Here is an 18390-nt window from a genome sequence, read left to right as displayed (position 1 = left end):
GTTATGCAGGCCGAAATTCTCCTTACCTTAAAACTCCAGCAAAAACTGTTCGCCGATCCGCGCCGCATCGCGCTGCTGAAACAGGTGCAACACACCGGCTCCATCAGCCAGGGCGCCAAGCTGGCGGGCATCAGCTACAAAAGCGCCTGGGATGCCATCAACGAAATGAACCGGTTGGCGGAGCACACGGTGGTGGAACGCGCCACCGGCGGCAAAGGCGGCGGCGGCGCCCAGGTCACCCGCTACGGCCAGCGGCTGATCCAGCTGTACGATCTGCTGGGCCAGGTGCAGCAAAAAGCCTTCGACGTGCTGCAGCAGGACAGCCTGCCGCTCGACAGCCTGCTGGCGGCCATTTCACGGTTTTCGCTGCAGACCAGCGCGCGCAACCAGTTTTTCGGCACCGTGATCGAACGCGACCACCAGCAGGTGCAGCAGCATCTGGCTATTTTGTTGAACGACGGCCAGACCCGCCTGGCGGCGGCGATCACTCAGCAGAGCGCCGATCGGCTGCGGCTGGTTCCCGGCAAAGAAGTGCTGGCGCTGATCAAGGCTCCCTGGGTGAAGCTGAGCGTCGAGACGCCGCGGGCCGATGCCGCGCACAATGCGCTGGCGGGCGTGGTGGCCAGCATTCAGCCGGGCGCCGAGTACAGCGAAGTGCTGGTGACGCTGGCCGGCGGTGAAACCCTGTGCGCCACCCTGAGCACCGCAGAGTTGCAGGCGCTGAAGCTGAGCCCCGGCGCCGCGGTGCACGCGCTGTTTAACGCCGACCAGGTGATCGTCGCCACGTTGTGCTAAGCGCAACGTGACGTTGCATTTTTGTTGATTGACATCGCTGTGCAATGCGCCTATTTCTAAGGCAAACAATTGCATAAAAAGGAACAGGTGATGTCGTCGTTGCACATTTCGCAAGGTTCATTTCGCTTAAGCGATACCCGTACCCTGACGCTGGAGGCGCTGCACATCCAGTCCGGCGACAGCTGGGCGTTCGTCGGCGCCAACGGCAGCGGCAAATCCGCCCTGGCCCGTGCGCTGGCCGATGAACTGACCCTGCTCAATGGCGAACGCCGCAGCGATTTCAAACGGGTGGTGCGCATTTCCTTCGAACAGCTGCAAAAGCTGGTCAGCGACGAATGGCAACGCAACAACACCGATCTGCTCAGCCCCGGCGAAGAAGACACCGGCCGCACCGCGGCGGAAATCATTCAGGAAGAGGTCAGCGATCCGGCGCGCTGCGCGGAGCTGGCCACCCAGTTCGGCATCGCCCCCCTGCTGTCGCGCCGCTTCAAATACCTTTCCACCGGTGAAACGCGCAAAACCCTGCTGTGCCGGGCGCTGATGCCGCAGCCCGATCTGCTGATCCTCGATGAACCCTTCGACGGGCTGGACGTGCACTCGCGCGCCCAGCTGGCCGCCCTGCTGAGCGATCTCTGCGCGCAGGGTTACACCCTGGTCCTGGTGCTCAACCGCTTTGACGAAATACCGGATTTTATCCAACAGGTCGGCGTGCTGGCCGATTGCACCCTGACCAGTCAGGGCGCGCGGCCGCAGGTGATGGCGGAGGCGCTGGTGGCGCAGCTGGCGCACAGCGAAAACCTGCAAGGGCTGGCGCTGCCGGAAACCGAAGATCCGGCGCAGCCAGCCGGGCTGCCGGCGGATCGCCCGCTGATCGTACTGCGCGACGGGGTGGTCAGTTACAACGACCGGCCGATCCTCAATCATCTGGACTGGCAGGTGAACCCCGGCGAACACTGGCAGATCGTCGGGCCGAACGGCGCGGGAAAGTCCACGCTGCTCAGCCTGATCACCGGCGATCATCCGCAGGGCTACAGTAACGATCTGACGTTGTTCGGCCGCCGCCGCGGCAGCGGCGAAACCATCTGGGAGATCAAACGCCATATCGGCTACGTCAGCAGCAGCCTGCACCTGGATTACCGCGTCAGCAGCAGCGTGCGCAACGTGGTGTTGTCCGGCTTCTTTGACTCCATCGGCATCTATCAGGCGGTGTCGGATCGCCAGCAGCAGCTCACCGACCAATGGCTGGCGCTGCTGGGGCTCGGCGGCGCGCAGGGAGACGCTCCCTTCCACAGCCTCTCCTGGGGCCAGCAGCGGCTGGCGCTGATCGCCCGCGCGCTGGTCAAGCATCCGGCGCTGTTGATCCTCGATGAACCGCTGCAGGGGCTGGATCCGCTCAATCGCCAGCTGGTGCGCCGCTTCATTGACGTGCTGATCGGCCAGGGCGCCACCCAGCTGCTGTTCGTTTCGCACCACGCCGAAGACGCGCCGCAATGCATCACCCACCGTCTGAGCTTCGTGCCCGACGGCGACGACTACCGTTATCGCCATCAGCAGCTAGCCTGAGCCCGCCCCGGATGGGTGGGGCTTCGCCACTCATCCGATGACATATCCGGCAACACTTCCCCGCAACGCATCACATTTGGCCTTTTATCATAAAGAGATAGCAGGCCATTTTCTGGAGACCCTATGTCCGCCGCGCTGATTATTATCGATCTGATCGAGGATCTGATTGGCCCCAAAGGGCGCGCAAACCACTGCCGCGAACAGGCGGCAGCGAGCCATCTTATCGCCAACGTCAATGCCGCCGCGGCCTACGCCCGGGTGCGAAAAATCCCGGTCATCTGGGTAAGGGTGGGCTTCGCCGACGATTATCACGATATTCCCCCGCACTCGCCGCTGTTCAATCAGTTGAAACAGATCGGCGCCCTGCGCCTGAGCAGCCCGGGTTGCCAATGGGTGCCCGAGCTACGGCGGGAACCGGAGGATTTGCGGTTCGAAAAAACGGCGGTTTCGGCCTTCAGCGGTAACAATTTGTTAGCCTGGCTGCAGCAGCACCGCTGCCATCATTTACTGCTGGGCGGCGTCAGCACCCCGCTGGCGATCGAAAGCACCGCGCGCCAGGCGCACGACGCCGGTTTCCAGGTGACGGTATTGCAGGATCTCTGCGCCGCGCCCACGCAGGAACTGCATCAACAAAGCCTGGATACCCTGCAGAACCTGGCGGAAATCACCCGTTCGCCCAGTTGGATGAAGCGTTGACGAGGGCGCGAGCCCACTGCCCCGACCTTTAGTGTCATTTCCCTGTGCTACTATCCGCTTTAGCGCTCAGCTTCGCCATATTCGCACGCCGCAAAGGCATTGAGCGCCGTGTGCATATTTTAAAGGGACATATTATGTGGGGCGTACTTGCTGCTTCGTTATTTTTCTTGCCGTTTAACCGGTTGATAGCCTGGTTAATTTTGGCCGCATCGGCGGGTATGGGGCTCTATCATGGCGTGCTGACGCCGCTCAGCCTGGGGTATTTGCTGGTCATCGTTGCGCTGGCGTGGCTGCGGCATCATTTTCGCGCCAAAGGTCATCTGGCGCTCGTCTTCGAAGCCCTGGTGATCGCCGGCTGCGTAGCGCTGTTCCTGCATCTGGTGCCGGATATCCATAACCAGTTGATGATAGTCGGTGAAAAAGCCGGCCCGCTCAGCGCGCCTTTCACCATGTATTACAACTTCGATAAGGCGCTGGTACCCTTCCTGCTGTTCGCCTGCCTGCCCACGTTGTTTTCGGCCAATACCGGCCAGCGCGCCGGAAAATCGGCCTGGATCGCCCTGCTGGCCAGCGTTCCCGCGCTGTTGCTGCTGGCGGTGGCGCTGGGCGGGCTGAAAATAGAGCCGCACGCGCCCGCCTGGATCCTGCCGTTCCTGATGGCCAACCTGTTCTTCGTCTGCATGGCCGAAGAGGCGCTGTTCCGCGGCTATCTGCAGCAACGCCTCGGCCAGTGGCTGGGCGCCTGGCCGGCGCTGATCGTCGCCGCCGCCGTCTTTGGCGCGGCGCATCTGGCCGGCGGCCTGCTGATGGTGGCGTTCGCCACGCTGGCCGGGGTGATTTACGGCCTGGCCTGGATGTGGAGCGGCCGTCTGTGGGTGCCGATCCTGTTCCATTTCGGGCTTAATCTGACGCACCTGCTGTTGTTCACCTACCCGCTGTACCAGCATCCATAAAACCTCAACGCCGGCAGGCATTTTTCTGCCGGCATTATGGATGAAAACGCTATCATCATAATATCCCCAGGGCTCATGTTCCGCTAAACCCCCATCCCCGCAGCGCGGCCTCGCCGATCGTCGCTCGAGTGTAAACGATTCCATTATTCGCGCTAGATCACCTTTTCCTCTGCGTAAGCATGCTATCTTTTTGCCCATCATTATCTCTTTACCCAGTGAAGGGCGCCGCAACCGGTGAGTGAAAGCGATTACATCACGCCGCGTCAGCGCCGAGAAAGGAAACGCCATGACGGAGTTTAATCCCATCGACCATCCCCATCGCCGCTATAACCCGTTAACCGGGCAGTGGGTACTGGTTTCGCCGCACCGCGCCAAGCGCCCCTGGCAAGGACAGCAAGAACCGCTGCCCAACGCCGCGCTGCCGTCGCACGATCCCCACTGCTTCCTGTGCCCGGGCAACACCCGCGTCACCGGCGACAAAAACCCTGATTACCGCGACACCTACGTCTTCGTCAATGACTTCGCGGCGCTGATGAGCGATACCCCGCAGGCGCCGGAGAGCGAAGATCCGCTGATGCGCTGCCAAAGCGCGCGCGGCACCAGCCGGGTGATCTGCTTTTCCCCCGATCACGGCAAAACCCTGCCCGAGCTGCCGCTGCCGGCGCTGGAGAAGGTCGTCGCCACCTGGCAGGCGCAAACCGCCGAACTGGGCCGGCGCTATCCGTGGGTGCAGCTGTTCGAAAACAAGGGCGCGGCGATGGGTTGCTCCAACCCGCATCCGCACGGGCAAGTCTGGGCCAACAGCTTCCTGCCGAACGAGGTCGAACGCGAAGATCGCCTGCAGCGCGAGTATTTTCAGCAGCGCCATTCCCCGCTGCTGCTGGACTATATGCGGCGGGAATTGGCCGCCGGCGACCGCACCGTGGTGGAAACCGAGCACTGGCTGGCGGTGGTGCCGTACTGGGCCGCCTGGCCGTTTGAAACGCTGCTGCTGCCAAAAGCGGCGGTGCCGCGCATTACCGATCTCAGCGCCGCGCAGGCCGCCGATCTGGCGCTGGCGCTCAAAAAGCTGACCAGCCGCTATGACAACCTGTTCCAGTGCTCTTTCCCCTACTCCATGGGCTGGCACGGCGCGCCGTTCAATGGCGCCGACAACCGCCACTGGCAGCTGCACGCCCATTTCTATCCGCCGCTGCTGCGTTCGGCCACCGTGCGCAAGTTTATGGTGGGTTACGAGATGCTGGCGGAAACCCAGCGCGATCTGACCGCTGAACAGGCCGCAGAGCGTCTGCGCGCCGTCAGCGATATTCATTACCGTGAAGCCGGAGCCCAAGCATGAGCCTGAAACAACATACCCACCGCATTTTTACCGAGCACTTCGGCTACGCGCCCGCGCTGACCATTCAGGCGCCGGGCCGGGTGAATCTGATCGGCGAACATACCGATTATAACGACGGTTTCGTACTGCCCTGCGCCATCGATTACCAGACCCTGATCGCCTGCGCCAAACGCGACGATCGCCAGATCCGCGCGATCGCCGCCGATTATGACAACCAGCAGGATCTGTTTTCGCTCGACGATCCGATCGTCCGCCATCCGACTCAGCGCTGGTCCGATTACGTGCGCGGCGTGGTGAAACACCTGCAAAGCCGCAACCCGGATTTTGGCGGCGCCGATTTGGTGATCGCCGGCGACGTGCCGCAGGGTGCGGGCCTCAGCTCTTCCGCTTCGCTGGAGGTGGCCGTGGGCCAGGCGCTGCAGGCGCTGTATGCGCTGCCGTTGGACGGCGTGGCGCTGGCGCTGAACGGCCAGGAAGCGGAGAACCGGTTCGTCGGCTGCAACTGCGGCATTATGGATCAGCTGATTTCCGCGCTCGGCCAACGGGATCACGCCCTGCTGATCGACTGCCGCACGCTGTCGACGCGGGCGGTATCGGTACCGGACAATATTGCGGTGGTGATCATCAATTCGAATGTAAAACGCGGTTTGGTCGACAGCGAATACAACACCCGCCGCAGACAATGTGAAGAAGCGGCGCGTTTCTTTGGCGTCAAGGCATTGCGCGACGTCAGCCCGGAGCTGTTTTTCTCGATCCAGCACGAGCTGGATCCGATCGTCGCCAAACGGGCGCGCCATGTGATCACCGAAAACGATCGTACCCTGGCGGCGGCCGATGCGCTGGCGGCCGGCGACATGCCGCTGATGGGCCGATTGATGGCGGAGTCGCATGCCTCAATGCGCGATGATTTCGAAATCACCGTGCCGCCGATCGATCGGCTGGTGGAGATCGTCAAAGCGATCGTCGGCGATCGCGGCGGCGTGCGCATGACCGGCGGCGGCTTTGGCGGCTGCGTCGTCGCCCTGATGCCGCAGGCGCTGGTTGAGCCGGTGCGCGCCGCAGTGGCGCGGGAATATCCGCTGCAGACCGACGGGCTGCGGGAAACGTTTTACGTGTGCAAAGCGTCGCAGGGGGCTGGCTCATGCTGATGGACAGCGCTGAACGGGCGCCGGACGGGCAGCCCTATCAACTGACCCGGCTGCAAAACGCCGCCGGCATGACGGTGACGCTGATGGACTGGGGCGCCACCTGGCTCTCTGCCGCGCTGCCGCTGAGATCCGGTGAACTGCGCGAGCTGCTGCTGGGCTGCCGCACGCCGGCGGACTACCTGCGCCAGAGCGCCTACCTTGGCGCCACCGTCGGGCGCTACGCCAACCGCATCGCCCATGCCAGCCTGCCCCTGGACGGCAAAGCGCATCCGCTGGTCGCCAATCAGGGCCAGCACCAGCTGCACGGCGGCCCTGAAGGCTTTCATGCGCGGCGCTGGCGGCGGGTGCAACAGGACGCGCGGCAGGTGTGCTACGCGCTGCATTCGGCGGACGGCGATCAGGGCTTTCCCGGCAATCTGGCGGTGCAGGTCCGCTACCATCTCACCGCCGACAACCGATTGGAAATCACCTATCAGGCGCAGACCGATCGCGCCTGCCCGGTGAACCTGACCAATCACGCCTACTTCAACCTGGACGGCGCCGGCAGCGACGCGCGCCGCCAGCGACTGCAGCTGTTTGCCGATCGTTATCTGCCGGTCGACGGCGAAGGCATACCCAGTGGCGATCTGACGCCGGTGGACGGCAGCGGCATGGATTTTCGCCGGCCGAAAACGCTGCTGCAGGATTTTCTGCGCGACCCTTGCCAGCAGCAGGTCAACGGTTACGATCACGCTTATCTGCTGCACCGCACCTGCGGCGCGCTGGACAGCCCGGCGGCGCACCTGTGGTCCGCCGATAACCGCGTGCAGATGAGCGTTTTCACCCGTGCGCCGGCGCTGCAGCTGTACAGCGGCAATCATCTGGCCGGCACCCCGGCGCGCGACGGCGGCAGCTACGCCAATTACGCCGGCGTGGCGCTGGAGAGCGAGTTTTTGCCGGACAGCCCGCACCATCCCGAGTGGCCGCAGCCGAGCTGCTGGCTGCAGCCGGGGCAGAGCTATCACAGCGCCACCCATTATCAGTTTTATCCGATCTGACCCGCCGCGCCCCTTGCCGTGCGGCCGGGGGCGATTTGTTATAAATGCTTACCTTTTTCCCGCCCCGCCCCGCCGGCGCACGCCTTTCCTTATTCCAACCCGCGCACTAGAATCAGGCTACCGTGATAAGCACAACGCCTTGTGCAACGTCACAATTTTAGGCCAATGCCGGCCAATCAATAGCTGAAGGAACACCTATGCGTCTGATCACTGCACTTCCATTACTGGCGGGCTTAATGCTGAGCACTAACCTGATGGCGGCCGATACCGCAGCGAAAACGCCCTCTCCGGCGCAGGCGGCCCAGCAAAAACGCATGACCGATTGCAACCAACAGGCTTCGACCAAGTCGTTGAAAGGCGCGGACCGCTCAACCTTCATGAGCACCTGCCTGAAATCCGAGGGTTCCTCCGCCGCGGGCAAAACCCTGACTCCGCAACAGCAAAAGATGAAAAACTGTAACGCCGACGCCAAGAGCAAAAACCTGAAGGGCGACGAGCGCAAAACCTTTATGAGCGGCTGCCTGAAAAAATCCGCCTGATTTTTTCGAGGCCACGGCGCGGCGAAGTGAGCCTTCGACGCGCCGTTTTTCCCTCTGTCCTCCCCGCCTGATCGATTCAGCTTTTTCCTCGGAACAGCACTTACTTTGCGGCAAGAAATTGGCTATGGTTAGACACTATCGATTGCCGAGCCCTGGGCCACGGCAATATAATGATTTTCGTTATCATTGAAATGTCAGATTATTAAGGAGTTAAGCTATGGCTGTAACTAAGCTGGTTCTGGTGCGTCACGGCGAAAGCCAGTGGAACAACGAAAACCGCTTTACCGGTTGGTATGATGTTGATCTGTCCGATAAAGGCCGCACTGAAGCGAAAGCAGCTGGCAAGCTGTTGAAAGACGAAGGTTTCTCTTTCGACTTCGCTTACACCTCCGTACTGAAGCGCGCGATCCACACCCTGTGGAACATCCTCGACGAACTGGATCAAGCCTGGCTGCCTACCGAAAAATCCTGGAAGCTGAACGAACGTCATTACGGCGCGCTGCAGGGTCTGAACAAGGCGGAAACCGCTGAGAAATACGGCGACGAGCAGGTCAAGCAATGGCGCCGCGGTTTCGCCGTAACGCCGCCAGAGCTGACCAAAGAAGACGAACGCTACCCGGGCCACGATCCGCGTTACTCTGCGCTGACCGAGAAAGAGCTGCCGCTGACCGAAAGCCTGGCGCTGACCATCGATCGCGTTATCCCTTACTGGGACGAAGAGATCCTGCCACGCATCAAGAGCGGCGAGCGCGTTATCGTGGCAGCGCACGGCAACTCCCTGCGCGCGCTGGTGAAATACCTGGATAACCTGAGCGAAGATGAAATCCTCGAGCTGAACATCCCGACCGGCGTGCCGTTGGTGTATGAGTTCGACGAGAACTTCAAGCCAATCAAACGTTACTATCTGGGCAACGCCGACGAGATCGCCGCCAAAGCGGCCGCCGTGGCGAACCAGGGTAAAGCGAAGTGATTTTCGCCCGTTGACATGAAAAAGCCCCCGATGCAAACCGGGGGCTTTTTATTTTCCGCCGCTACGGCGAACCTTGATAAACGAGGCGGGAAGGAATAAATAACGGGGCCGCGGCCCCGCGTGGGCTATCAGCCGCGGCGCGCCTTAACCGCCGCCGCCAGCTCGCGCAGCACGGTTTCGGTGTCTTGCCAGCCGATGCAGGCGTCGGTCACGCTTTTACCGTAAACCAGCGGTTCGCCGCTTTCCAGGTTCTGATTGCCTTCCACCAGATGGCTTTCGATCATCACGCCGATAATCGCTTTTTCACCGCCGGCGATCTGGCCGCAAACGTCGGCATTCACGTCCAGCTGCTTCTTGAACTGTTTGCTGCTGTTGGCGTGGCTGAAATCGATCATCACCTGCGCCGGCAGGCCCGCTTTGGCCAGACCGTCTTTGACGTCTTTCACGTGCGCCGCGCTGTAGTTCGGCTCTTTGCCGCCGCGCAGGATGATGTGGCAGTCGCCGTTGCCGCTGGTGTTGACGATCGCCGAGTGGCCCCACTTGGTCACCGACAGGAAGCAGTGCGGCGCGCTGGCCGCGTTGATGGCGTCAATCGCCACCTTGATGGTGCCGTCGGTGCCGTTTTTGAAACCGACCGGGCAAGACAGGCCGGAGGCCAGCTCACGGTGCACCTGAGATTCGGTGGTGCGCGCGCCGATGGCGCCCCAGCTCATCAGATCCGCCAGGTACTGCGGGGTGATCATGTCGAGGAACTCGCCGGCGGCCGGCAGGCCGCTGTCGTTGATTTCCACCAGCAGTTTGCGCGCCAGGCGCAGGCCTTCGTTGATGTGGAAACTGTTATCCATCTGCGGATCGTTGATCAGCCCTTTCCAGCCCACGGTCGTGCGCGGTTTTTCAAAGTAAACGCGCATCACCACTTCCAGCTCGCCGTTCAGCTCTTCGCGCAGGGTCAGCAGGCGCGCCGCATATTCCTTGGCCGCTTTGGTGTCGTGGATGGAGCATGGGCCGATCACCACCAGCAGGCGATCGTCGCTGCCGCGGAGGATGTGGTGGATTGCGCTGCGGGCCAGGGACACCGTCTCTGCTGCGCGTTCAGTGGCCGGAAACTTCTCTAACAGGGCCACCGGTGGCAGGAGTTCCTTGATTTCGTTAATGCGTAAGTCGTCGTTTTGGTAATTCATAGCTTTTCCATTCGGTATCGAGGGGTATTCGCAGTGCGTAAGTGCATAGATCCAATCAATCTAGCCTGTGCGGATGGCGCTGTAAATCACCTTTGCCGCCCGTCGGCCGAACGGCCAAATTAACAGTAGATTGTGCTGTTTCATCGGGGGAGCGCAGAGCCTACTTTTTCGCTATGCTAGCGTTCAGGATAGCGTTGCAGGGACTAAACATGCCTTCTTTACTGTTAGTTGACGACCACCCGGTGGTTCATGTCGCACTGGAAGCGGCGCTGATGAAATCTTCCCGTCCCTATACTCTGCAGGCGGCGCAGGACGACGTCCAGGCGCTGGCCCAGCTGGCGGCCGGCGCGTTTAGCCTGGTGATCCTCGATATCGGCCTGCCGCAGGTCGACGGGCTGCAACTGCTGAAAAAGATCCGCCGCCGTTATCCGCAACAGCCGATCCTGATCTACACCGCGCAGGAAGAAGACATCTATGCCCGCATGGCCCATGCCGCCGGAGCCAATGGCTTCGTGAACAAGGGCAGCACGCTGGAGCAGCTGGTGCGGGCGATTGAACGGGTGCTGGACGGCGGGTTGAGCTTCCCCGACGTCGCCGTGGCGGAAGATCCGCAGACCGCGGACGGCGCGCAGCTCACGGCGAAAGAGCTGGAGGTGCTGGGGCTGCTGAGCAAGGGGCTGTCGAACCTGCAGATCGCCGAGATCTTGCACATCAGCAATAAAACCGTCAGCACCCACAAGAAAAACATTCTGCGCAAAACCGGCGCCAGCAACCTGCTGGAACTGGTGGCGGTATTCCGGGAACTGGCGCCGTGATGCGTAGCGCCCTGCTGCTGCTGTTGCTGTTTTGCGCCTTGGCGCAGGCGGCGCCGGTGCGCTATCAGCTGGTCAGCAACCTGACGGCCCCGGCGGAAATGCTGATCGCCAGCGAGAAAAATCCCTGGCGTGACCGCACGCTGCGCGTGGGTATCATCAGCGAGAACACCAGCCCTTATAACATCATCGTGGATGACGATTTATACGGCCTGAACGCCGACTACCTCGGCTATATCCAGCAGGTGACCGGCATTCACTTCGCCATTTACGGCTTCGCCGACCTGGCGCAGCTTGAGCAGGCGCTGCATAACGGCGTCATCGACCTGGTGTACGGCCTGCCGCAGAGCGAAGCGCTGCGCGGGCTGAAAATTTCGCAGCCTTATTACGTCAGCAACCTGCGGGTCCTGCGCGACCGCAGCAACGATCGCCCGGTGATGCTCAACTCCGCCAAGGCCCGGGTGGCGATCAGCGCCCTGACCGACATGCAGGCCGGCAGCGCGCTGCAGCGGGCGGCGTCTCAGGTACAGCGCTACGACAATAACCTGCAGGCGGTGTATGCCTTGCTCAACGGCAGCAGCGATTACTTTATCGCCGACGAGGCCAGCGCCAGCTTTATCATCGACCAGCTGCAGCTGGGGCAGCTTTACCAGATCGAAAGCGCCGAAAATCTGGGCAATCTGTCGTTCGTGTTCGCCGCCGCCAATCAACCGCTGATCGATACCCTCAACGCCGCCATCGCCGACGCGCCGATGGAGCTGATGAACGCCCTGCAGAGCCGCTGGAGCAAAAAGATCCCCAGCTACCTCGACACCGGCAATGCGGATTTGACCCAGATGGAAAAAAGCTGGGCGGCGGCGCACCCCACCGTTTACTACGCCGCCATCGAGAACGACTTCCCGTTCGCCTATCGCGGTTCCGACGGCCGACCGCGCGGCTACGCCATCGATATCCTCAACATTGTCGCGCAAAACACCGGGCTGAACTTCGCGCCGCGCTGGGCGCGCAATGCCGAGCAGGCGGACCAGCTGGTGCAGTCCGGCCAGGCCAGCTTCCGCACCGCGCTGCCGCTGGCGCGCGGCGTCAAGGCGCGTTACAGCGCCAGCATGCCGATCCACCGCTCGCTGTGGGGCGTTTACGTCGGCCAGCACGCCAGCGGCGTTTCCACCTGGGGCAGCCTGGCCGGCAAGCGCATCGGCGTGCTGCAGGGCGATCTGGCGCAGGGGTTGCTGCCGGCCAATGAAGAGCCGGTGCGGTTTGCCGACAGCAAAACGATGTACGACGCCCTGGCCAACGGCCAGCTGGATGCGCTGGTGGATAACGTGATTTCCGCCAACTTTCTGGCGCTGTCGCGCTATTCCGGCGCGATAAAGCTGGCGTTCGCCGCCAACAACATCGCCTACCCGATCGCCTTCGGCGTAAGGCAGGACCAGCCGCTGCTGCTGGCGATCCTCGATAAAAACCTGATGCAAATCCCGGCCGAAACGCTGCAGTCGCTGCGTGATGAATGGATAGTCGACCGCAGCAACCTGATCGACGCCGTCAACGACAGCCGCATGCCGCCGCAGACCACCTGGCTGCTGGCGCTGTTGGCCGCCGCCATCCTGCTGCTGCTGGCGCTGACGCTGCGGCGCTTTATTCTGCAGCGCCGTGAAAAACGCGAACGGCAGGAGCTGGAGCGGGCGCGCCGCCATGCCGAAGCGGAAAATCGCATGAAGAGCAAATTTCTCGCCACCGTCAGCCACGAATTGCGCACGCCGATGCACGCCATTCTCGGCCTGCTGGAGTTGGAGCTGAAACGCCGGCCTGTGCCGGAGGGGCTGCCGGTGATTTACAGCTCAGCCTCGTCGCTGCTCAACCTGCTCAACGACCTGCAGGATCATGCCCGACTGGAGACCGGCTCGTTGACGCTGGCGCCGAAGCCGCTGGCCCTGCGGCCGTGGATCGCACGCATCGACGCGCTGTACCGCCCGTTGATCGGCGAGCGGCCGTTGACGCTGGAAGTAAGTGCGGACCCGAGCCTGCCGAAGGCGGTAATGATTGATGGTGAGCGTTTACTTCAGGTGGCTAACAACCTGATAAACAACGCGATAAAGTTCACCTCGCGCGGCGCGATTCAGGTGAGCGTCGGCTGGCGACCGCTGGATGAACGGCAGGGTGAACTGTGGCTGACGGTGACCGACAGCGGCTGCGGCATTGCGGCCGATGAGATCGACAAACTGTTCCAACCGTTTTACCGGGCGCGCGGCGCGCAGCGCATCTCGGTGCAGGGCACCGGCCTGGGGCTGTCGATCTGCAAAGAGATCGTCGAGCAAATGGGCGGCCGCATCGGGCTGCAGTCGCACCCGGGCGCCGGCACCCGGGTGGACGTGACCATCCCGCTGGCGGTAAGCCATGCGGATCCTGCCGCCGACCCGCGGGAGGAACCGCCGGCGCCGCCATCCCCCGCGCTGCGCGCTGCACTGATCGACGATCACCCCACCAATGTGTTGCTGCTGGAGCGGCAGCTGCGCCATTTTGGGCTGCAGCCTGCACGCTTCGAACGCGGCTATGCGTTGCTGAAGGCCCAGCGGCACAGGCCGTTCGACCTGCTGTTTATCGACTACAATATGCCGCGCCCGGACGGCCTGACGCTGGCGCGGCTGATTCGACGCGACGAGCAGCGCCGGCGGCGGCCGCCCTGCCGGATAATACTCTGTTCGGCGGACGTGCAGGAGTTTACCCGCATTCCGCCTGGCCTGGTGTCGATTGACCACTTCCTGACCAAGCCGATTTCGCTGAATGCCATCGGGCAACTGCTATCGCAGCAGCCCCAGGCTGCAGAACAAGAGTTAGTCCTTACTGACCTGCAGCGGACGCTGACGGAGATGGCCGGCGGCGACCGCCAGATGCTGCAACGCCTGGCCGCCACGCTGCTCGGCACGCTGCGTGAGGATCGGCAGCGGCTCAGTCAGGCCGCCGCCGCCGCAAACTGGTCGCAGTTGGGGCAAGCCGCCCACCGTATCAAGGGCAGCCTGCTGATGCTGCAGCTGCCGACAGCCGCGCGGCTGTGCCAACGGCTGGCGGAAACAGCGCGTCAGGAAGCGCTGGACTCCGCCGCCTATACTGAATTAACCGCCGGGATGGCGCGGATAGTGCCGGAGCTGGACGCTCTGCTCCGCGCCGATCCTCCCTCTTTCGCTCAGCATAAGGATGAATAATGTCGGACTCCTCACACGTACACCTGCCTAAAGACAGCAATAGTAAGCGCCTGCTGACCGCTTTTTTGGTCACCGCGGTATTTATGGTGGCCGAGGTGGTCGGCGGCCTGCTTTCCGGCTCGCTGGCGCTGCTGGCCGACGCCGGCCACATGCTGACCGACGCCGCGGCGCTGTTGGTGGCGCTGATGGCGGTGCATTTCTCACAGCGTAAACCCAATGCGCGTCATACCTTCGGCTATCTTCGCCTGACTACGCTGGCGGCGTTTCTCAATGCCGCCGCGCTGTTGGCGATCGTGGTATTCATCCTGTGGGAGGCGATACGGCGTTTCTTCGAACCGCAGCCGGTGATGGGCACGCCGATGTTGATTATCGCCGTAGCGGGGCTGCTGGCTAACCTGTTCGCCTTCTGGCTGCTGCATCGCGGCAGCGAAGAGAAGAACATCAACGTGCGCGCCGCCGCTCTGCACGTGCTGGGGGATCTGCTCGGCTCGGTGGGCGCCATCGTCGCCGCCATCGTCATCCTCAGCACCGGCTGGACGCCGATTGACCCGATACTGTCGGTGCTGGTGTCTTGCCTGGTGTTGCGCAGCGCCTGGCGGCTGCTGAAAGAGAGCTTCCACGAATTGCTGGAAGGCGCGCCGCAGGAGGTGGACATCGCCAAATTGCAAAAAGACCTGTGCCTGAACATCCCCGAGGTGCGCAACATTCACCACGTTCACGTCTGGCAGATAGGCGAGCAAAAATTGATGACGCTGCATGCGCAGGTGATCCCGCCGCACGATCACGACGGGCTGCTGACGCGCATTCAGGCCTACCTGCTGGAGCGTTACCGCATCGGCCACGTGACCATTCAGATGGAATACCAGCACTGCGATACGCCGGACTGCGGCATCAACCGGGCGCCCGAGCCGAGTGAACACTCACATTCAGGGTCGCATTCACACCTGGGGCACCACCACTAGACAGCACGAGGGCGCCGCATTGGCGCCCTCGGCGCAAGTCATGGCGCGGAGGATAAGGGGCGGGAGTGATTCTGGCCGGCGCTTTTGATCCACAGCCAGGAACCGTTCAGGGCGATCAGCGTCAGGATCACGTATTCCAGCGCCATGGCGTACACCCCCTGATAGGCGAAAATCGCCACGCTGATCACGTCGATCACCACCCACAACAGCCAGTTTTCGACATATTTCCGCGTCATCAGGATCATCGCCACGATGGACAACACCATCATCGCCGAATCCCAGAACGGGAAAGCGTCCGGCTGCAGCGCCGGCATCTGCACGCTCAGCCCCAGCAGCTGCATCACCGCCACCGCAACCTGCGTCAGCCAGGCGAACACGCGGTCGATATTGAAGGTCATCAGGACGATGCCAACCACGCATACCGCCGCCCACGCCAGCGCCTTGGGCAACGGCAGCCAGCGGATCTGCAGCTCGGCCTGGTGGTCTTGCGTCTGGCGGCTCCAGGCGTACCAGCCGTAAATATTGGCGCCGAAGAAAAACAGCTGCAACAGCAGGCTGGCGTACAGCTGGATTTGGAAGAAAATCACCGCGAACAGCGTGACGTTAATCAGGCCGAACAGGTAGTTGATGATCTTTTCCTTGCTGGCGTACCAGATGCACAGCAGCCCGAACAGCGTGCCGATGGCTTCGATCCACGACAAATCGTAACCGCCCGCGCCCAGCGGGATATGCACCAGGATATTGCCGGTACTGAAGAAGCTCATAGGATCATCCTTATAAAACGGTTATGCGTTTCCCTTAACCTGCATTTTCAGCTGTGCGGCGAACGCCAGCATGCGGTTCAGCGGTACCAGCGCCTTTTCGCGCAGCGCGGCGTCTACCTGGATCTCATGCTGCGCGCCGCCCTGTTCCAGACCTTCGGCGATCGCCTTAAGGCCGTTCATCGCCATCCACGGGCAGTGCGCGCAGCTGCGGCAGGTGGCCCCTTCACCGGCGGTCGGCGCCTCAAACAGCTCTTTGTCCGGGCATGCCTGCTGCATCTTGTAAAAGATGCCGCGATCGGTGGCGACAATCAGCTGCCGGTTCGGCAGGGTTTTCGCCGCCTGGATCAGCTGGCTGGTCGACCCCACCGCGTCGGCCAGATCGACCACCGCCTGCGGCGACTCCGGATGCACCAATATCGCCGCCTGCGGGTACAGGGCCTTCATGCGCATCAGCGCCTGGGTTTTAAACTCGTCATGGACGATACAGGCCCCCTGCCAGCATAATACGTCCGCCCCGGTTTGCTTCTGCACGTAGCTGCCGAGGTGGCGATCCGGCGCCCAGATGATTTTCTCGCCCAGGCTATCGAGATGCTCGATCAGCTCAACCGCGATGCTGGAGGTCACCACCCAGTCGGCGCGCGCTTTTACCGCCGCCGAGGTATTAGCGTAGACCACCACGGTGCGATCGGGGTGACTGTCGCAGAAAGCGTGAAATTCTTCTTCCGGGCACCCCAGATCCAGCGAGCACTCCGCATACAGCGTCGGCATCAGCACCTGTTTTTCCGGGCTGAGTATCTTGGCGGTTTCGCCCATAAAACGCACCCCGGCGACCAGCAGGGTCGAGGCCGGATGAGCGCTGCCAAAGCGCGCCATCTCCAGCGAGTCCGCCACGCAGCCGCCGGTTTCCTCCGCCAGCGCCTGAATTTCCGGATCGGTATAATAGTGAGCGACCATCACCGCATTACGCTGTTTGAGCAGGGTTTTAATCTTTTCGCGATAGAACGCCTTTTCCGCAACGTCCAGCGGAACCGGTTTGGGCGGGAACGGGTAAACCGCCGCGTTGACATCAAACATTTCACTCATCGCTGCAATCTCATGCTAGGCTGGGCGCTTTCCGGCCATATTTCCCCGCGTCGACGCCCAATCGTTTCATATACTAAACAAAATACCTAAAATTGTGCGAAAAGTCCGCTGATATTTTTATATCTGCGCAATCTGTGTTTAATACATTAAAAATCGTGAAGATATTGAAAGAAAACCTGAAGGGATAGAAGGAAGTTAGCTCGACGGTGCAGGATTGATTCGCGATGCTCGAACCTGAACGCAGGTTATCACCCACACGACTCGTGCAATATGGGAATTTAACGTTGGGGGGAGTTTTGATATATCTGAGAAAATGGTGGGTCGTGCAGGATTGATTCGGCCTTTGGCCTCACCCTACGGGCAACGCTACGCGTTGTCGTATCGCTTCGCGATGCTCGAACCTGAACGCAGGGTCTCACCCACACGACTCGTGCAATATGGGAATTTAACGTTGGGGGGAGTTTTGATATATCTGAGAAAATGGTGGGTCGTGCAGGATTCGAACCTGCGACCAATTGATTAAAAGTCAACTGCTCTACCAACTGAGCTAACGACCCACTGATGTGGTGTACTGCTGAACCGCGTAAGCAGGAAAATAACTCGCTGCAATTGCTCACTCGTTTAGAGTGGTGGGTCGTGCAGGATGACTTGGCCTTTGGCCTCGCCCTTCGGGCCATCACCAGGGTGATGTTGTCTCGCTTTGCGAGACTCGAACCTTTTCGGCTATCCGTCTATTTCATAGACGGCCCCTTCGGGCCAGCGCAAGCGCTGTTCAAAAGCGTAAACGCTTTTGTCTCATCCTTTACGATTTCACACCTGCTCACTCGTTTAGAGTGGTGGGTCGTGCAGGATTCGAACCTGCGACCAATTGATTAAAAGTCAACTGCTCTACCAACTGAGCTAACGACCCACTGACGTGGTTTACTGCGAACTGCGAATACGGTACCAGCGACCGCATTGCGGAAACAAGGATGGGTGGTGCAGGACAACTCGACTGGAACTCGACTCGGACCTTTACTTTGCCACATCATACCAATCTGAAACATGTCACTCTTTAGAGTGGTGGGTCGTGCAGGATGACTCGGCCTTTGGCCTCGCCCTTCGGGCCATCACCAAGGTGATGTTGTCTCGCTTTGCGAGACTCGAACCTTTTCGGCTATCCGTCTATTTCATAGACGGCCCCTTCGGGCCAGCGCAAGCGCTGTTCAAAAGCGTAAACGCTTTTGTCTCATCCTTTACGATTTCACACCTGTTCACTCGTTTAGAGTGGTGGGTCGTGCAGGATTCGAACCTGCGACCAATTGATTAAAAGTCAACTGCTCTACCAACTGAGCTAACGACCCACAGC

At 61.3% G+C, this 18390-nt stretch carries 15 protein-coding genes, 3 tRNA genes and 3 other RNA genes; 12 read left to right on the top strand and 9 right to left on the bottom strand.

Features of this window, described 5'->3' with window-relative positions; genetic code table 11:
* Positions 1-3 precede the first annotated feature (3 nt).
* From modE to gpmA, 9 genes are all read left to right on the top strand, one after another.
* A complete protein-coding gene (modE, locus tag CKW09_RS06775; RefSeq protein ID WP_095096303.1) occupies positions 4-795 on the top strand; it encodes a molybdenum-dependent transcriptional regulator in 792 nt (263 codons plus the stop codon).
* A gap of 90 nt (positions 796-885) precedes the next feature.
* Positions 886-2358 (top strand): molybdate ABC transporter ATP-binding protein ModF, encoded by a 1473-nt coding sequence (modF, locus tag CKW09_RS06770; RefSeq protein WP_095100040.1) that lies wholly within the window; start codon positions 886-888, stop codon positions 2356-2358.
* A 123-nt stretch (positions 2359-2481) separates the two neighbouring features.
* Positions 2482-3054: a cysteine hydrolase family protein gene (locus CKW09_RS06765; RefSeq protein ID WP_061800166.1), complete on the top strand. Its 573-nt coding sequence runs from the start codon at positions 2482-2484 to the stop codon at positions 3052-3054.
* Positions 3055-3188: 134 nt separating this feature from the next.
* A complete protein-coding gene (locus CKW09_RS06760) occupies positions 3189-4007 on the top strand; it encodes a CPBP family intramembrane glutamic endopeptidase (RefSeq protein ID WP_095096301.1) in 819 nt (272 codons plus the stop codon).
* Between the two features lie 286 nt (positions 4008-4293).
* On the top strand, positions 4294-5346 hold the full coding sequence (galT, locus tag CKW09_RS06755) for a galactose-1-phosphate uridylyltransferase (protein ID WP_061800168.1): 1053 nt from the start codon (positions 4294-4296) through the stop codon (positions 5344-5346).
* Positions 5343-6494 carry a galactokinase gene (gene galK, locus CKW09_RS06750; protein ID WP_061800169.1) on the top strand — a complete coding sequence of 384 codons (1152 nt, stop codon included), beginning with the start codon at positions 5343-5345 and terminating at the stop codon, positions 6492-6494. Before galT ends, galK begins: the two co-directional genes overlap by 4 nt.
* On the top strand, positions 6488-7531 hold the full coding sequence (galM, locus tag CKW09_RS06745; protein ID WP_095096299.1) for a galactose-1-epimerase: 1044 nt from the start codon (positions 6488-6490) through the stop codon (positions 7529-7531). The genes galK and galM overlap by 7 nt, the downstream gene beginning before the upstream one ends.
* A 197-nt stretch (positions 7532-7728) precedes the next feature.
* A complete protein-coding gene (locus tag CKW09_RS06740; RefSeq protein ID WP_061800172.1) occupies positions 7729-8070 on the top strand; it encodes a PsiF family protein in 342 nt (113 codons plus the stop codon).
* A gap of 217 nt (positions 8071-8287) precedes the next feature.
* Entirely contained in the window at positions 8288-9040 is a 753-nt protein-coding gene (gene gpmA, locus CKW09_RS06735; RefSeq protein WP_061800173.1) for a 2,3-diphosphoglycerate-dependent phosphoglycerate mutase, read from the top strand.
* A 128-nt stretch (positions 9041-9168) separates the two neighbouring features.
* Here the strand turns inward: gpmA and aroG are convergent, their stop codons facing one another.
* On the bottom strand, positions 9169-10221 hold the full coding sequence (gene aroG, locus CKW09_RS06730) for a 3-deoxy-7-phosphoheptulonate synthase AroG (RefSeq protein ID WP_095096296.1): 1053 nt from the start codon (positions 10219-10221) through the stop codon (positions 9169-9171).
* A 209-nt stretch (positions 10222-10430) separates the two neighbouring features.
* Between aroG and CKW09_RS06725 the strand changes: the two genes are divergently transcribed.
* Genes CKW09_RS06725 through zitB form a run of 3 tightly spaced genes read left to right on the top strand, consistent with a single transcriptional unit; the run spans position 10431 to position 15195 of the window.
* On the top strand, positions 10431-11036 hold the full coding sequence (locus CKW09_RS06725) for a response regulator (protein WP_061800175.1): 606 nt from the start codon (positions 10431-10433) through the stop codon (positions 11034-11036).
* Entirely contained in the window at positions 11033-14233 is a 3201-nt protein-coding gene (locus tag CKW09_RS06720; protein WP_095096289.1) for an ATP-binding protein, read from the top strand. The genes CKW09_RS06725 and CKW09_RS06720 overlap by 4 nt, the downstream gene beginning before the upstream one ends.
* Positions 14233-15195, top strand: a complete 963-nt coding sequence (gene zitB, locus CKW09_RS06715) for a CDF family zinc transporter ZitB (protein ID WP_095096285.1) — start codon at positions 14233-14235, stop codon at positions 15193-15195. Before CKW09_RS06720 ends, zitB begins: the two co-directional genes overlap by 1 nt.
* Positions 15196-15233: 38 nt before the next feature.
* On the opposite strand, the gene pnuC is transcribed toward zitB, so the two are convergent.
* From pnuC to CKW09_RS06675, 8 genes are all read right to left on the bottom strand, one after another.
* The gene (pnuC, locus tag CKW09_RS06710; protein WP_095096282.1) at positions 15234-15959 is read right to left on the bottom strand and encodes a nicotinamide riboside transporter PnuC; all 726 of its coding nucleotides are present in this window, start codon (positions 15957-15959) and stop codon (positions 15234-15236) included.
* A gap of 21 nt (positions 15960-15980) precedes the next feature.
* The gene (gene nadA, locus CKW09_RS06705; RefSeq protein ID WP_061800180.1) at positions 15981-17042 is read right to left on the bottom strand and encodes a quinolinate synthase NadA; all 1062 of its coding nucleotides are present in this window, start codon (positions 17040-17042) and stop codon (positions 15981-15983) included.
* Between the two features lie 314 nt (positions 17043-17356).
* Positions 17357-17481: non-coding RNA, RtT sRNA (locus tag CKW09_RS06700), on the bottom strand.
* Between the two features lie 42 nt (positions 17482-17523).
* Positions 17524-17599 (bottom strand) — tRNA-Lys (locus CKW09_RS06695).
* A 70-nt stretch (positions 17600-17669) separates the two neighbouring features.
* Positions 17670-17805: non-coding RNA, RtT sRNA (locus CKW09_RS06690), on the bottom strand.
* Between the two features lie 71 nt (positions 17806-17876).
* Positions 17877-17952: transfer RNA gene (locus CKW09_RS06685), tRNA-Lys, on the bottom strand.
* A 150-nt stretch (positions 17953-18102) separates the two neighbouring features.
* Positions 18103-18238: non-coding RNA, RtT sRNA (locus CKW09_RS06680), on the bottom strand.
* A gap of 71 nt (positions 18239-18309) precedes the next feature.
* Positions 18310-18385 (bottom strand) — tRNA-Lys (locus CKW09_RS06675).
* Between the last annotated feature and the right edge of the window lie 5 nt (positions 18386-18390).

It is taken from the genome of Serratia ficaria (assembly GCF_900187015.1).
Classification (GTDB): domain Bacteria; phylum Pseudomonadota; class Gammaproteobacteria; order Enterobacterales; family Enterobacteriaceae; genus Serratia; species Serratia ficaria.
This window is presented reverse-complemented; position numbering and strand designations above follow the sequence as displayed.

Bases quoted from the DNA above. Each gene is read 5' to 3' on its own strand.
- modE (WP_095096303.1), top strand. From the start codon at position 4: ATGCAGGCCGAAATTCTCCTTACCTTAAAACTCCAGCAAAAACTGTTC.
- zitB (WP_095096285.1), top strand. From the start codon at position 14,233: ATGTCGGACTCCTCACACGTACACCTGCCTAAAGACAGCAATAGTAAG.
- CKW09_RS06740 (WP_061800172.1), top strand. From the start codon at position 7,729: ATGCGTCTGATCACTGCACTTCCATTACTGGCGGGCTTAATGCTGAGC.
- CKW09_RS06765 (WP_061800166.1), top strand. From the start codon at position 2,482: ATGTCCGCCGCGCTGATTATTATCGATCTGATCGAGGATCTGATTGGC.
- galK (WP_061800169.1), top strand. From the start codon at position 5,343: ATGAGCCTGAAACAACATACCCACCGCATTTTTACCGAGCACTTCGGC.
- modF (WP_095100040.1), top strand. From the start codon at position 886: ATGTCGTCGTTGCACATTTCGCAAGGTTCATTTCGCTTAAGCGATACC.
- CKW09_RS06760 (WP_095096301.1), top strand. From the start codon at position 3,189: ATGTGGGGCGTACTTGCTGCTTCGTTATTTTTCTTGCCGTTTAACCGG.
- galM (WP_095096299.1), top strand. From the start codon at position 6,488: ATGCTGATGGACAGCGCTGAACGGGCGCCGGACGGGCAGCCCTATCAA.
- CKW09_RS06725 (WP_061800175.1), top strand. From the start codon at position 10,431: ATGCCTTCTTTACTGTTAGTTGACGACCACCCGGTGGTTCATGTCGCA.
- nadA (WP_061800180.1), bottom strand. From the start codon at position 17,042: ATGAGTGAAATGTTTGATGTCAACGCGGCGGTTTACCCGTTCCCGCCC.
- aroG (WP_095096296.1), bottom strand. From the start codon at position 10,221: ATGAATTACCAAAACGACGACTTACGCATTAACGAAATCAAGGAACTC.
- pnuC (WP_095096282.1), bottom strand. From the start codon at position 15,959: ATGAGCTTCTTCAGTACCGGCAATATCCTGGTGCATATCCCGCTGGGC.
- galT (WP_061800168.1), top strand. From the start codon at position 4,294: ATGACGGAGTTTAATCCCATCGACCATCCCCATCGCCGCTATAACCCG.
- gpmA (WP_061800173.1), top strand. From the start codon at position 8,288: ATGGCTGTAACTAAGCTGGTTCTGGTGCGTCACGGCGAAAGCCAGTGG.